16 protein-coding genes are annotated in these 13643 nt (G+C 73.1%); 5 read left to right on the top strand and 11 right to left on the bottom strand.

Translation table 11 applies throughout. The annotated features are described in order from the left end of the window. Window positions 1–2: 2 nt before the first annotated feature. Window positions 3–635: a GntR family transcriptional regulator gene (locus EIY87_RS34920; protein WP_125314338.1), complete on the bottom strand. Its 633-nt coding sequence runs from the start codon at window positions 633–635 to the stop codon at window positions 3–5. Between the two features lie 87 nt (window positions 636–722). Between EIY87_RS34920 and EIY87_RS34915 the strand changes: the two genes are divergently transcribed. After that, complete coding sequence (locus tag EIY87_RS34915; RefSeq protein WP_125314157.1) at window positions 723–1256, top strand: YbhB/YbcL family Raf kinase inhibitor-like protein; 534 nt, start codon at window positions 723–725, stop codon at window positions 1254–1256. A gap of 57 nt (window positions 1257–1313) precedes the next feature. After that, complete coding sequence (locus EIY87_RS34910; protein ID WP_125314156.1) at window positions 1314–1727, top strand: nitroreductase/quinone reductase family protein; 414 nt, start codon at window positions 1314–1316, stop codon at window positions 1725–1727. Window positions 1728–1792: 65 nt separating this feature from the next. Here EIY87_RS34910 and EIY87_RS34905 read toward each other — a convergent pair whose 3' ends face one another. Then, window positions 1793–2539, bottom strand: coding sequence for a D-Ala-D-Ala carboxypeptidase family metallohydrolase (locus EIY87_RS34905; RefSeq protein ID WP_125314155.1), 747 nt, complete (start codon window positions 2537–2539; stop codon window positions 1793–1795). A 123-nt stretch (window positions 2540–2662) separates the two neighbouring features. After that, window positions 2663–3553 carry a LysR family transcriptional regulator gene (locus EIY87_RS34900; RefSeq protein WP_125314154.1) on the bottom strand — a complete coding sequence of 297 codons (891 nt, stop codon included), beginning with the start codon at window positions 3551–3553 and terminating at the stop codon, window positions 2663–2665. An 83-nt stretch (window positions 3554–3636) separates the two neighbouring features. Here EIY87_RS34900 and EIY87_RS34895 point away from each other — a divergent pair, with 83 nt between their 5' ends. Next, on the top strand, window positions 3637–4500 hold the full coding sequence (locus EIY87_RS34895) for an EamA family transporter (protein WP_225440225.1): 864 nt from the start codon (window positions 3637–3639) through the stop codon (window positions 4498–4500). A 12-nt stretch (window positions 4501–4512) separates the two neighbouring features. Here EIY87_RS34895 and EIY87_RS34890 read toward each other — a convergent pair whose 3' ends face one another. Then, a complete protein-coding gene (locus EIY87_RS34890; protein ID WP_125314153.1) occupies window positions 4513–6333 on the bottom strand; it encodes a bifunctional sugar phosphate isomerase/epimerase/4-hydroxyphenylpyruvate dioxygenase family protein in 1821 nt (606 codons plus the stop codon). Beyond that, on the bottom strand, window positions 6320–7246 hold the full coding sequence (locus EIY87_RS34885; RefSeq protein WP_225440242.1) for a shikimate dehydrogenase: 927 nt from the start codon (window positions 7244–7246) through the stop codon (window positions 6320–6322). Before EIY87_RS34885 ends, EIY87_RS34890 begins: the two co-directional genes overlap by 14 nt. A 92-nt stretch (window positions 7247–7338) precedes the next feature. Here EIY87_RS34885 and EIY87_RS34880 point away from each other — a divergent pair, with 92 nt between their 5' ends. Then, window positions 7339–8001 (top strand): TetR/AcrR family transcriptional regulator, encoded by a 663-nt coding sequence (locus EIY87_RS34880; RefSeq protein ID WP_125314152.1) that lies wholly within the window; start codon window positions 7339–7341, stop codon window positions 7999–8001. Here EIY87_RS34880 and EIY87_RS34875 read toward each other — a convergent pair. The 4 genes from EIY87_RS34875 to EIY87_RS34860 form a co-directional block, all read right to left on the bottom strand. Beyond that, entirely contained in the window at window positions 7979–8740 is a 762-nt protein-coding gene (locus tag EIY87_RS34875) for an N-acyl homoserine lactonase family protein (protein ID WP_125314151.1), read from the bottom strand. The two genes, EIY87_RS34880 and EIY87_RS34875, sit on opposite strands and share 23 nt — an antisense overlap. Continuing rightward, complete coding sequence (locus EIY87_RS34870; protein ID WP_225440224.1) at window positions 8737–10086, bottom strand: MFS transporter; 1350 nt, start codon at window positions 10084–10086, stop codon at window positions 8737–8739. Before EIY87_RS34870 ends, EIY87_RS34875 begins: the two co-directional genes overlap by 4 nt. Window positions 10087–10203: 117 nt before the next feature. Then, window positions 10204–10917, bottom strand: a complete 714-nt coding sequence (locus EIY87_RS34865; protein ID WP_225440223.1) for a hypothetical protein — start codon at window positions 10915–10917, stop codon at window positions 10204–10206. 29 nt (window positions 10918–10946) lie between these two features. Beyond that, window positions 10947–11426 carry an RDD family protein gene (locus EIY87_RS34860; RefSeq protein ID WP_158641417.1) on the bottom strand — a complete coding sequence of 160 codons (480 nt, stop codon included), beginning with the start codon at window positions 11424–11426 and terminating at the stop codon, window positions 10947–10949. A 145-nt stretch (window positions 11427–11571) separates the two neighbouring features. Here EIY87_RS34860 and EIY87_RS34855 point away from each other — a divergent pair, with 145 nt between their 5' ends. Further along, the gene (locus EIY87_RS34855; RefSeq protein WP_125314148.1) at window positions 11572–12066 is read left to right on the top strand and encodes a hypothetical protein; all 495 of its coding nucleotides are present in this window, start codon (window positions 11572–11574) and stop codon (window positions 12064–12066) included. Window positions 12067–12186: 120 nt separating this feature from the next. On the opposite strand, the gene EIY87_RS34850 is transcribed toward EIY87_RS34855, so the two are convergent. Then, window positions 12187–12936: a hypothetical protein gene (locus EIY87_RS34850; RefSeq protein ID WP_125314147.1), complete on the bottom strand. Its 750-nt coding sequence runs from the start codon at window positions 12934–12936 to the stop codon at window positions 12187–12189. Window positions 12937–12970: 34 nt separating this feature from the next. After that, window positions 12971–13552, bottom strand: coding sequence for an RNA polymerase sigma factor (locus tag EIY87_RS34845; RefSeq protein WP_225440222.1), 582 nt, complete (start codon window positions 13550–13552; stop codon window positions 12971–12973). Window positions 13553–13643 lie beyond the last annotated feature (91 nt).

The following is a 13643-nucleotide window of genomic DNA, read 5'->3' as shown; positions in this document are numbered from 1 at the left end:
CCTCAGCCGTCGAGCGCCGCCGCGGTCAGCGTGAGGTGGCGGGCCAGCAGCTCGGCTGCCTTTTCGGCGTCGCGGTTCAATGCCGCCTCCTCCAGCCCGCGGTGCTCACCGACGGCGTCCCGGTCCGGGGCGCGCAGGGCCGACCAACGGCGGGCGAGCTCGCTCGCCGCCCACATCCGGTCGAACGTGTCGAGCAGGGCCGCGTTGCCGCAGCCCTCCAGCAGGGTGCGGTGGAAGACGCGGTGGGCTTCGGCCCACGCGGCGGTGTAGTGCTCGCCTTCGCCCGGCGCGTACGGCTCGGTGCGGGCCAGGCGGTGGTGCGCGGCGCGCACACGGGCCTCCCAGTCGACGTCGCCGCGCTCCACGGACAGGCGCAGCACGACCGGCTCGACCGTCCGGCGTGCCTCCGTGATCTCCTGCCAGCGCCGGTCGGAGAACTCCGGGACGGCGAAGCCGCGGTTGGGCAGCCGGTCGGCCAGGCCCTCGCCGACCACCCGCACGAGCGCCTCGCGCACGACGGCCAGGCTCACGCCCTGGTCGCGGGCGAGGTCCTGCGGCTTGAGCGGCTCGCCGGGGGCGTAGTCACCGCGCATGATCGCGTCCCGCAGGTGTGCGTAGACCTGCTCCGACAGCATCTGTCCCATGACCGCAGCATAGATGTTGCGGTCAATAATCGATTATCTGTACGATCATCGATGACACGAACACCTGGAAGGACTCCGATGACCGTCAACGACCCGTTCGCCCGCCTCCCCGAAGCCGCCGCTTTCTCCGTCACCAGCAGCACGGTCGCCGACGGCGCCGCCTGGCCCCGCGCGCAGTTCTCTTCGGGGGTCCCGGGCGGCGAAGACCGCTCCCCGCAGCTGAGCTGGAGCGGCGCGCCGGAAGGCACCAAGAGCTACGCCGTCACCGTCTACGACCCCGACGCCCCCACCGGCTCCGGGTTCTGGCACTGGGCGGTCGCCGACATCCCGGCGAGCGTCGCGGAACTGCCGGAGGGTGCCGGCGACGACACCGGCTCCGGCCTGCCGGCGGGCGCCTTCCAGCTGCCCAACGACGCCCGCGCGCCCCGCTACCTGGGCGCCGCCCCGCCCGCCGGGCACGGCCCGCACCGCTACTTCGTCGTGGTGCACGCCCTCGACGTCGACACCATCGGCGTCCCGGCCGACACCACGCCGGCCGTCCTCGGCTTCACGATGGCGGGCCACATCCTCGGTCGTGCTGTCTTGACCGCCACCGCCGAAACGGCGGCCTGAAAATCCGGCGGCCCCCGATAGGCTGGCGGTGACACCGCGGTATTGAGAAAGGGAGCCATGCCCGATTTCGACGAGATCAACGCCAAAGTCATCGACGAGTACCGCGCCAACGGCGGCGAGCTCAGCGGTGGGTTCGCCGGGGAAACCCTCATCCTGGTGCACCACTTCGGTGCCAAGTCGGGCGTCGAGCGCGTTTCCCCGCTGGCTTGCTACGCCGAGGGCGAGCGCCTGTTCGTCTTCGCCAGCAAGGCCGGCCTGCCGGAGAACCCGGGCTGGTACTACAACCTGATGGCCCACCCCGACGTGACCGTCGAACTCGGCACCGAGACGTTCCCCGTGCGGGCGACCGAAATCACGGGCCCCGAGCGGGACGAGATCTACGCCAAGAACGTCGAGAAGCGTCCCCAGTTCGGCGAATACCAGGCCAACGTCGACCGCCTCATCCCGGTCGTCGAACTGGTCCGCCGCTGACGTGCCGTCAAGGCCACCTTACGGGCGTCTGACGCCCGTAAGGTGGCCTTGACGGCATTCGAGCGTCAGATTCCGCAGGAGGATGCCGACCAGAAGCGGGTCGAGCGGTGCGCCACGTGGGTGTGGTCGCTGTGGTCCGGGTAGCCCGGGCCGAGGATCTCGGCGAAGCCGTGGTTGCGGGCCTCCCGCGCCAGTCCGCAGAAGCCCTGCGTCCCGGCGCCGAGGTCGACCGCGTCGCCGTAGAGGTGGCGGCTGGCGGCCGCGCCGCCGACCGCGTTGTTGCAGGCGACGCTGCGGAAGCCGCCGTTGACCACGATCGGGCGGTCGCCCATGGCGTGCCGCATCGCCTGCAGCTTCCACATCGACACCAGCGCGTTGGCCTTGGCGGTCGCGGCGGGGACGTTGCCGCCCGACCAGTCCGAGTTGCAGCGGTTCAGTTCCGCGTAGGTGAAGTTGACCGGCGTGCAGTCGTCGTCCTGCAGCTGGTAGATCTTCCCGAACGTCGCCGGCCCGGCGATGCCGTCCGCGGCGAGCCCGTAGGCCTGCTGGAAGCGGGTGACCGCGGCCTTGGTGCCCGGCCCGAACTGGCCGTCGAGGGCCAGGACCCCGCCGTAGCCCGGGTAACCCGAGACCCGGATCTGCAGCTGGCGGACGTCTTCGCCGGACGCCCCTTGCGCCAGCGTGCGCCCCCACGAGTAACAGGCGTCGGAAGCGGCCATCACCTGCACCGGATCGGCCGCGACCGGGGCGGCCGCCGCCGTGCCGAACGCGGCCAGCAGCGCGAGCAAGGGCAGCACAAGACGAATGCGCATGACAGGAACACCTTTCGGGCGAGGGAGGTGAGACCCGGAATCCGCGGGCAGTCCGCGATTCACCGTCCCGCACGTTAATGCGGTGGCGAGCACCACGCTGTGGGGTGTTCGCACCACAAGGCCTCAGCGCGCCAGCAAGCCCAGCACCAGCGCCAACGGCGGCCACGCCTCCCGCCCGCGCCGGGTGCACGCGAACGCCCGCTGCCGCACGTCCGGCCCGGCCAGTGGCAGCAACGCGACCCCGGGCTGCACCGCCCGGCCCGCCGGCAGCAGGCCGACCGACGGCGCCGGGCCCGTCGTGATCAGGTCCTCCACCAATTCCAAGCTGTCCGCGCGGTGCGTCACGCGCGGGGTGAACCCGGCCATCGACGCCAGCCTGCGGACGACGTCCTCGTCGGCGGTGTTGCGGGAGTTGACGATCCAGCCGTGGTCGCGGAACGCCTCGAACACCGCCACCGTGCCGCCGGCGCGGGCGAGCCCGGCGTCGGCGGCCGGGACGGCGAGGCCCCAGTGCGCGGTCCACAGTGGACTCACCGTGAGCGCGGGGTCGACGCTCGCCGGGGCGAGGTCGTAGTCGTAGGTGAGGGCGAGGTCGATGTCGTCGGCCAGCAGCGCCGCGAACGCCTCCTGCGGTTCGTACTCGCTGATCCGCAGCTCGACTCGCGGGTGGTGCGCGGCGAGCGCGGTCGCCGCGGGCAGGACGGAGCGCCGGACGGCCGTGGCGAACCCCGCGACGCGGACGGTGCCCGCCGGCTCGGCGCCGGGGTCGAGTGCGGCGCGAGCGGCCTCCACCGCGGCGAGGATCGTCACGGCGTGCTCGGCCAGCCGCCGTCCCGCGGGGGTGAGCCGCACGCGCCGGCCGTCCGGTTCGAGCAGCGGCGCGCCGGTTTCCTTCGCCAGCGTCGCGATCTGCTGCGAGACCGTGGACGTCGTGGTGCCGAGCACATCCGCGACCGCGCGCATCGAGCCGTGCCGCGACAGTTCGAGGAGGAACTGCAGCCTGCGGGTGTCCATCCCGTAATTGTCCACGATCCGCGAACGGTACGTCCACGATCGGCACGTGGACGCGAACGGTGGGGATGGGCTTTGCTCGGCCCGTGCTGTCCTCCACCCGTGCCGGCGCGGCCTTCGCGGTCGCCGCCATGCTCTGCGTCCAGCTCGGTCTCGCCGTGTCCGTCGGCCTGTTCGACCGCCTCGGCCCCGAGGGGGCGGCGTGGCTCCGCCTGGCGTGGGCCGGCGTGCTGCTGCTCGTGCTGGTCCGGCCGCGGCCGTCGTCGTTCCGGCGGAGCACCTTCCTCGCCTGCTGCGGCCTCGGCGTGGTCACCGCGGGCATGACCGTGCTGTTCATGCAGGCGGTCGCCCGGTTGCCGCTCGGCACGGCGAGCGCGCTGGAGTTCCTCGGGCCGCTCACCGTCGCCGTGACGCGCGGGCGCGGTGGCAAGAAGCTGTGGCCGGTCCTCGCCGCGGCCGGCGTGCTCCTGCTGACCGAACCGTGGCGGGGCGGCGCCGATCTGCTGGGCGTCGGCTACGCGCTCGCGTCCGCGGTGTGCTGGGCGGCCTACATCCTGCTGACGCAGCGGGTCGGCGACGAGGTGGCGGGCGTGCGCGGGCTCGCCGTGTCGATGCCGGTGGCGGGGATCGTGGCGACGCTCGCCGTCGAGCCGGACGCCTTCGGGCACCTGACCTGGGAGCTGGTCCTCGCCGGCCTCGGGCTCGCGGTGCTGCTGCCGGTGATCCCGTTCAGCCTGGAAATGCTCGCCCTGCGCCGGCTGAACGCCTCGGCGTTCGGCACGCTGATGAGCCTGGAGCCGGCCATCGCGCTGACGATCGGCTTCGTCGTGCTGCACCAGGTCCCGAACCCCGGCGCGGTGGCCGGGGTCCTGTTCGTCGTGGCAGCCGGCGTCGGCGCCGAACGCAGCGGGGCACGCGAGCCGGTGCTCGCCCACTCCGCGCCGGGCTGACGTCCCCCGCGGCTACGCCGCAGCCGCGCGCTGCCGCCGGTGGGCGGCCATCCGGACCGGGGAGTTCGCCGCGCCGTCGCCGGCGTAGCCGCCGATCCGCTGCACCACCTCGAAGATGACGCGGCCGCCCAGCACCACCGTGAAGAAGTGCAGCAGCTCGCCGTGCTCGTCCCGGTCGTACAGCACCGACTCCTCTCGCAACGCCGCCAGCAGCGAAGGCTCCGGGGCCAGACGGGCGTCGAGGTCGTCGTAGTAGTTGCCGGGGATTTCGAGCAGGGGCGCGCCCAGCTCGCGCATCCGGCGAGCGCTCGCCAGTGCGTCGCCCGTCGTCAGCGCGATGCGCTGGGGCTCGCGCACCCCCGGCGCCCAGTCGCCGCGCCGGAGCAGGGCCGATTCGAGGGCGATCCGGACGCGCCCGGACGGGTCGGCCACCGTCCGGCTGCGCACCAGCCCGAACGGCGCCGCGAACTCCGTCACCGGCTCCGGCGCCAGGCCGAGCACCGCGCGGTAGAACAGCGCCGCCTCGTCGAAGTGGTCGAACGGCTGGGTCAGCGCCAGGTGGTCGATCCCGGTCACCCCGGCGCCCGCGCCCTCCGGCGACGTCTCCGTGAAGTCGCCGAGCCAGCTGTCCGCCGTGTCGGCCCCGGTGCGGCAGAAGAAGACCGAGGTGCCGTCGGGCGCGGCGATCGCCGACAGGTCGGCTTCGTCCGCGCGGTGGCTGCGCGGCAGGATCGGCGCGAGCAGCCGCTGGGCCCGCTTGGCGGAGGCGACCGGGTCGGCGCTCTCGACGGCGACCGCGGCGACCGACGCGCCCGGAGCTTCCGCGCTGTTCAGCAGAATCCGCGCGTCCCCCTGGCGCCACAACCGGACCGGCTTGGACCGGTGGTGGCCTGTCTCGGTGAAACCCAGCCCGCGCAAGGCTTCCGCGAGGCGGACCTCCGCGTCGGCGTCGACCGCCAGCTCGGCGAACGCGTGCCCGGACAGCGCCGGAGCGGGCGGCAGCCCGGCGGCCCCGAGCGTCTCCTGCAGGCCGAGCAGGGATCGCATCGCGTCGACGGCCGCGGGTCCCGGGTCGGCTTGGCGGAAGACGTCGTTGAACACCTCCAGCGACAGCGGCCCGCGGTAGCCGGCCGCCAGCACGTGCCCGGTGAACGCCGTCAGGTCGAACGCGCCCTGGCCGGGGAAGAGCCGGTGGTGCCTGCTCCACTGCAGCACGTCCATCTGCAGCCGCGGCGCGTCGGCCAGCTGCAGGAAGAACAGCTTCTCGCCGGGGATCGTGCGGATCGCGGCCGGGTCGCTCCCCCGCGACAGGATGTGGAAGCTGTCCAGGCACAGCCCGAGCGCCGGGTGCGCGGCGCGGCGCACGATGCGCCACGAATGCTCGTAGGTGTTGACGAACCGGCCCCACGCCAGCGCTTCGTAGGCGATCCGGATCCCCCGCGCCGCGGCGCGTTCGGCGAGTAGGTGCAGCTGCTCGGCGGCGAGGTCGTCGTCGTCGACCGCGTCCGGGGACACCGACGAGCACACCAGCATCGTGTCCGCGCCGAGCCGGCCCATGACGTCGAACTTCAACTCGGCGCGCCGGAGGTTGCGGGCCAGCACGTCCGGCGGCACCGCTTCGAAGTCGCGGAACGGCTGGTACAGGTCGATCGACAAGCCCAGCTCGGAGCAGTGCTCGCCGATCTCCTTCGCCGACCACGACGAGGCGACGAGGTCGTTTTCGAAGATCTCCACCCCGTCGAACCCGGCGCGGGCGGCCGCGGTCAGCTTGTCCTCCAGCGTGCCGGACAGGCAGACCGTGGCGATCGAACGGCGGGAGTCAGTCGAGGACATCGGCGGGCTGCCTTTCCGGGGACGTCGTGAGCCGGGCGAAGTGGTCCAGCATCCGCGCGGCGTCGGGTTCGGTGCCGGTGAACAGGCCGAGCGCCTGCGCGGCCTGGAACACCGCCATCCGGCCGCCGTCGAGGACACGCGCGCCGAGCGCGCGGGCGGTGCGGACCAGCTCGGTTTCGAGCGGGCGGTAGACCACCTCGGCGACCCACAGGTCCGGGCGCAGCAGCCGGGCGGGCAGCGGCAGCCCCGGGTGGGCGGCCATGCCGGTTGGGGTGGCGTGCACGAGCCCGTCGGCGGCAGCGACCGCCGTGTCGAGGTCGGTGCCCGCCGACGCGCGGCCGGCCCCGAACCGCTCGGATAGGGCACCGGCCAGCTCCGCGGCGCGGCCGGCGTCGAGGTCGAAGATCCGCAGGCGGCCCGCTCCGGAGGTGAGCAGGCCGTACGCCACGGCGGCGCCGGCCCCGCCCGCGCCGAGCAGCACCACGGAGCCCAGGTCGGCGCCGGGCAGCCCGGTCCGGAGCCCGCGCGCGAAGCCGGACCAGTCGGTGTTGTGCCCGATCGCGCGGCCGCCGTCGAACACGACGGTGTTGACCGCGGCCAGCGCGGCCGCGTCCGGGGACAGCTCGTCGAGGTGCTCGAGCACGACCTGCTTGCACGGGTGCGTGATGTTCAGCCCGCGGTACCCCGCTTCCCGGGCCGCGGCCAGCATCGGGCCGACGGCGGTGGCCGGGACGTCGTGGTCGTCGAGGTCGAAGCGGGCGTAGCCCAGCTCCAGCCCGAGCCGGCGGGCCTCGGTCTCGTGCAGCGGCGGGCTCAGCGACGGGCCGATGCCCGCCCCGATCAGGCCGGTGAGCACCGTGCCCGGCGTGGCCCGCGCGGCATGGGCCCGGATCGCCTCGGCGGCGGATGACAAGGTCACGAGCCCTCCCCTAATGTACGAACTAGTACGTTATTTGTACCACGGCCTAGAGTGGTCAGCACCAGCTGAAGCGAGGAAGGAACTCCGTGGCCGCACCGACGTCGGGCGAAGTGGCGAACAGCGGACCCGGACGCGTCCGCGACGCCGACCGGACCCGCACCGAGATCCTGGACACCGCCGCCCGCGAGTTCGCCGAGAAGGGCTTCGACGGCGCCCGGGTGGACGAGATCGCCGCGAAGACCCGCACGACCAAGCGGATGATCTACTACTACTTCACCAACAAGGACCAGCTGTTCGTCGAGGTGCTCGAACGCGCCTACACGGTCATCCGCTCGCTCGAGCAGAACCTCGACGTCGACCACCTCGACCCCGCCGAGGCGATCCGGCAGCTCGCCGGGCTCACCTTCGACCACCACGAGTCCCACCCGGACTTCGTGCGGCTGGTCAGCATCGAGAACATCCACCGCGCCGAGCACATCGCCCGGTCGAGCGCACTGTCCAACCTGGCCAACCCGGCCCTCGACGTGCTCACCCGCATCCTCGCCCGCGGCCGCGAAACCGGGCAGTTCCGCGACGACGTCGACGCGCTCGACGTGCACATGGCCATCAGCGCGTTCTGCGTGTTCCGCACGGCGAACCGGCACACGTTCAACGCCATCTTCGGCCGCGACATGCTCGACCCGGCCTTCCGGGACCACCACCGGCGGATGGTCGCCGACATGCTCGTCAGCTACCTGACGTCCCGCTGATCCGCACGATCCGGTCCGCCACCGGCGGATACCGGGCCAGCACTTCCGGGTCGTGCCCCGGCACGACCGGACCGGAGCCGGCGAGCTCGCGAACCCGGTCGAAGGCGCCGTACACGCCGGGCATCGAGTGCAGCAGCGGTGCCGGGCGGTCGGTCTCGATGTTTTCGTGGAAGTGACTGGCGTCTGAGGCCAGCACCACCGGGCCGGAGCCGGTCTCGACCCGCACGACCTGCATGCCCGCCGTGTGCCCGCCGACGAGGTGGACGCTCAGCCCCGGCACGACTTCCACGTCCCCGTCGACCGGATCGGCCCGCAGGTCTTCGAGCACGGCTTCGTCGAGCAGCCATCGTTCCCGCTCGATCCGCTTGGCCCACGGTCCGGTCCAGTAGTCCACTTCGGACCGCTGGACCACGACCCGCGCGGCCGGGAAGCGGGCCACCGTGCCGCAGTGGTCGTAGTGCAGGTGCGTGAGCACGACGTGGTCCACCGCCTCGGGGCCGACCCCGAGTTCGGCGAGCAACCGGACGGGCTCGACGTAGTCCAGGCCGGGGATTTCGCGCGCCCGCTCGGCCCGGATGCCCGCGTCGACGAGCACCGTGTGCGCCGGCGAGACCGCCAGCCAGACGTAGTACGCGGTCGGGTGGGGTTCCGCGGAATTCCCGTCGTAGCCCAGGAAGTGCTCGCCACGGAACCCCGTCCGCCGTCCGTAGCAGAGCGCGTAGACCTCGAACTCGTTCATCGCGGAACGGCGACCTCGCCGCGCACCGGCTCCTTGCGGCCGAGCAACGCCGTCGGCACCCGGAAGGTCTCCTTCCCGGTGGCCACGGCGATGACGTTGACCAGGCACAGCCCGGCGGTGAAGACGGCCACGCCCAGCCACGCGCCCCGGCCCGTCCCGGTCACGCCCACCGCGATGGTGGGCAGGAACCCGCTGATCGCGAACCCGATCTGGGTCCCGATCGCGGTGCCGGACAAGCGAACCCGCGCGGGGAACATCTCGCCGTAGAACGACGGCCACACGGCGCTCGTGGCGGTGTAGACGATCCCGAACATCCCGATGCCGACGACGAAGATCCACAGGTAGCTGCCCGCCGCGATGGCGCCGAGGTAGGGGAAGATCAGGATCGCGCAGCCCAGCGACCCGGCGATGAAGATCCGCTTGCGGCCGACGCGGTCGGAAAGCTTGGCCCACAACGGGATCGAGACGACGGCGGCGACGTTGGCCAGCACGCCGACCCACAGCATCGGCGTCTTGCTCAGCCCCGCCGTGTTGACCGCGTAGCTGAGCGCGTAGACGGTGAAGATCGTGCTGACGGAAGCGATCAGGGCCGCGACGACGACACGCAGGACGTCGGCCCAGTGGTCCCGCAGAAGCACGGCCAGCGGCAACTTCACGACCTCGCCGACGGCGACTTCTTCCCGGAACACCGGCGTCTCGTCCAGCGAGCGGCGGATGTAGTAGCCGACCAGCACGACGACGGCGCTGAGCCAGAACGGGACCCGCCAGCCCCACGACAGCAGCGCTTCCTGCGGCAACGCGGCCACCGGCAGGAACACCGCGGTCGCCAGGATCTGCCCGGCCTGCGTGCCGCTGAGGGTGAAGCTCGTGTAGTACGCGCGCCGGTGCTCGGGGGCGTGTTCGAGGCTCATCGAGTTCGCGCTGGCCTGCTCACCACCGGCGGACAGACCCTGCAGCAACCGCAGGGCGACCAGCAGGATCGGCGCGGCGACGCCCCAGCTGCCGTACGCGGGCAGGCAGCCGACGAGCACGGTGGACAGGCCCATCAGCAGGAGCGTCACCAGCAGCACGCGCTTGCGGCCGAACTTGTCCCCCAGGTGCCCCAGCAGCAGCGCGCCGAGCGGCCGGGAGACGTAGCCGACGCCGAAGGTCGACAGCGCGAGCAGCGTGCCGGTCGCCGGCGACGAGGCCGGGAAGAAGATCTTGTTGAAGACCAGCGCGGCGGCCGTGCCGTAGATGAAGAAGTCGTAGTACTCGAGCGCGCTGCCGATCCACGCGGCCAGCGCCGCCTTGGCGGGCCTGCCCGCGGGTGGGGCGTCCACTGCGCCGTCCGGCCGATCGGTCACGTCAATCTCCTCCGCGGGTGCGCCACTGCAGTCCGAGTAACTAACCGGTTAGGTATGTACCGTACGGTTAATTAGAGAGATTGAACGGCGCCCGCGGGCTTGTCAAGTACGGGTTTCTCAGGACGGCGGGGTGAGGTCCCGGCAGAGCGCCTGGGGGAACGCGGGTTCGACGGCCAGGATTTCGCCGCAGCCGCCGCCCGTGGCCGAGGCGAAACTCGTCCAGCCACCGCCCGCCCAGCGGTAGGCGACCCGGTTCGCGGCCTGGCCGCGGCGCGACAGGTCGTGGATCAGCCAGTTCTGGTCGCACGCCCGCTTGGTGCCCGGGTGCTCGGCCTCCGCGGAGAACTCGAGCTGCGCGATCCACGCCTGGGCGCAGTGGTCGGCGGGCGGCTCGCAGCCGAGGACCTTGTCGCACTTCTTCCAGCCGCCGGTCAGCAGCCGCCAGCTGTCCCCCGCGTTGACGACCACCGGGCGCGTGCCGATCGGCGCTGCCGTCTTCACCGGGAAGTCGGCCGTTGTCCGCGGGCACGCCGGGTCCGCCGGGGGCTGGAACAGGACGTCGGCGTCGATCCGCTCGGCGGTTTCGGTGACCCGGGCGTGCGGCGCAAGGGCGCAGGACGGCAGGTCGACGCGCAACACCGCGGTGCGGTCGTCCGGGCCCGGGCGGACGTCGGTGACCCACGCGGCCATCTCCGCCGGGGCGACCGGCGGGTGCGAAGGCGGCGCCGCCGTGGTTTCCGGTGCGGCGGTGGTCCGGTACGGAATGTTCAGCGCCAGCAGCGCGCCGAACACGAGTCCCCCGGCGGCGAGCGCCCCGAACGTCCACAGCACGGGTCTGACGAATCGCGACACCGCCCGCCTCAGCCGAAGAGGCTGAAGACCACCACGAACCCGAACAGCCACTGCTTGACCAGCGGCCACAACGTCGGCCGGCCCCCGGTGTCGTACCGGATGACGCGCAGCCCCAGCAGCGCCTTGCCGAGCGAGGCGGCGAAGAGCCGTTGCACGATCACCCGGTCCACGAACGACGCCGCCAGGAAGACCCCGATGAGGGTCAACGTCACCGTCGTCGGGTTGGCCGCGGGCGTCCGCTGCACGACGACGGCGGCGATCACGGCCACGACGACGTGCGCGGCGAACTCCAGCAGCGCCCCGAGCAACTCCCGCGACGCGTGCGGCGACGGATAACGCGGATCCCGTCCACTGGCGTGCGTCGGCGGCAACGGAACCCCGGCGGGCGGGCCGGATCGCCGCAGCCGGGCGACGTCCCGGCGCCGGACGACACGCAGGACGAACGTTTCGCGCGGCGGAGCGGACGCGGCGGGCGGCGGAGTGGGCACGGCGAGCATGATGTCGCGGTTCCCGCCGCGGGATGGGCGGTTCCACGAAGATTTACCGTCCGCTAACGACCACCGAAAGCCGTTGGCCCGTCCCGGTTCCGCCGAACCGCGCTCACCCCGGCCGCGGACGTGACACGATCCCCGCATGCCCGAGAGCCCCGCCACCGCGCAGTCACCCGAGTCGCGCGCGGCGCGGCGCGGTCCGAAGTGGATCGTGCTCGTCGCGGGAAGCTTCCTCGTCGTGGCCGGCTGCGCGGCACCGGCCGAATCCCGGTTCCTGCCCGACAGCACGACAGCGCAGTCGCCGGCGGAACTGGAAGCGAACACGGGCATCCGGCTGCCGGCCGGGTCGCTCCTGCTCTCCGCGGGCCGCACCACCCTCTCCGGTGGGCTGGAGTCGCGCACCTTCGCCCAGATCCGGATGCCCGCGACCGCCGTCGGGCGGTTCCTCACCGACAGCGGGTTCACCGCTCCCACGCCGGGCAAGCGCACCGTCTCCGACGGCGACGCCCCGGGCAGCGGCACGTGGCACCCGGACAAGGCCGGCGACGTCGCCGGGACCAGCGATGCCCGGCGCCGGGTCATGGTGGAGAACACCACGCCCGACAGCACCGTCTACCTCGTCGCCGTCCAGAACTGACGCGGTTCGTGGACGGACGGGCGGCGGCCGGTGATAGGGGTCGTGGCCGCCGCCCGTCCGGGAAGCGGCGATCCCTCAGGGGGAGGGGAAGGAATCGCCGCTGGTTCGTGGCCGGCTCGTTCAGTGCGAGGGACGGGTGGCCGGCGGTCCGGACGGGTGCGTCTCGGGCGCGCCGGTCGGGTGGGCGGGCACCGTCGCGTGGTCCTTGCCGTTGTCCGAGTTGCCCGGGTTCGCGGGCTGTCCCGGCGAAGCGGTCGAGTGCCCCGGCTTCGCGGCTTCTTCCTTGAGCACGGTGTCGCAGTAGCCGTCGACACCGTTCTTGCCGCCGGCGGCGGCGATCAGCGCGGCGAACGCGGGGCTCTCCAGCGCCTTGCCGTGCTCGGCCTTGTCACCGGCGCTGTAGGCGTGGCACAGCCCCACCAGGGACGGTGACGGCGACGGCTGGTCCGCCGGCCGGCTCCCGCTGGGCGCGTGGGTCGTGGCCACGTCCGACGGGTCGGCGGGGGCCTGGGCGTGGGTGGACGCCGCGGGGGACGCGGGCGAGCCGCCGCCCGGGAGGGGCAGTGCGCCGGTCGCGGCGGCCGCGGCGACGCCGCCGGCGGCGAGAAGCGCCGCCACGGTGGCGGCGACCTTGGCCGTCAGCATGCTCTTGATCATCGAGGGGCTCCGGGGTCGAGGGGCGTTGGCGTGCTGAGCCGCCTCGAGGAACGCCGTCACGGCCGCCGGCTCCCCACCCAGCTCGCCGTCGCGCGGTGGGGCGGCCGCGGCGGCGAGCAGGCCGGCCAGCGCGTCCGGGGCATCGGCCGGCGCACGCCGCAGCAACTGCTCGGCGGTGTGCCGGTCGAGCCGGCGCCCTTGGTGCTTGCTCATCACATACCCCTCAGCGTCGGGCCGCTCGAAAGTGTCACACCGGCCTGCCGAGGCGGTCGGCGAGCGTGCGAAGTCCCCGGTAGGCGGCGGTGCGCACGGCGCCGGGGCGCTTGCCGAGCACGGCCGCGGCGGCCTTGGCGTCGAGGCCGACCACGACCCGCAGCACCACGGCCTCGGCCTGGTCACGCGGCAGCGTCGCGATCAGCGCCAGTGCCGCGCCGGTGGCCGTCGCCTCGATCGCCGCGTCGGCGGTGTCATCGGGTGCGGGCCGCTCGGGGAACCAGTCGGCGGGCGCCTCGGCCACCGGGCGGCGGCGGTGGTGCCGCAGGTGGTCCAGCGCCCGGTGCCGCCCGATCGTGGCGGTCCAGGCCCGGAAGCCGTCCAGGTCACCCCGGAACGAGGCCAGGTCCCGGGTGATCTGCAGCCACGCCTCCGAGGCGACGTCCTCGGCGTCCTGCCCCACCAGAACCCGCAGGTAGCGGCACAACCCGGGCTGCACCGCCCGGTACAGCGCGCGGAAGGCGTCCTCGTCACCACGCTGCGCCCGTTCGAGGGCGCCGTCCAGCGCCGGCTCCACCGGCGCGCGCCCACCACGGTAAGGGACCGAATCGAGCACCAAACGCATCCTTTGCGGTCTGCCCCACCGCGTACGTCCGCGTCATCATGGTCCATCGCCCGGGCCCGCGACAGCCCACCCCACCGCTGCC

This window comes from Amycolatopsis eburnea, assembly GCF_003937945.1.
GTDB lineage: Bacteria > Actinomycetota > Actinomycetes > Mycobacteriales > Pseudonocardiaceae > Amycolatopsis > Amycolatopsis eburnea.
This window is presented reverse-complemented; position numbering and strand designations above follow the sequence as displayed.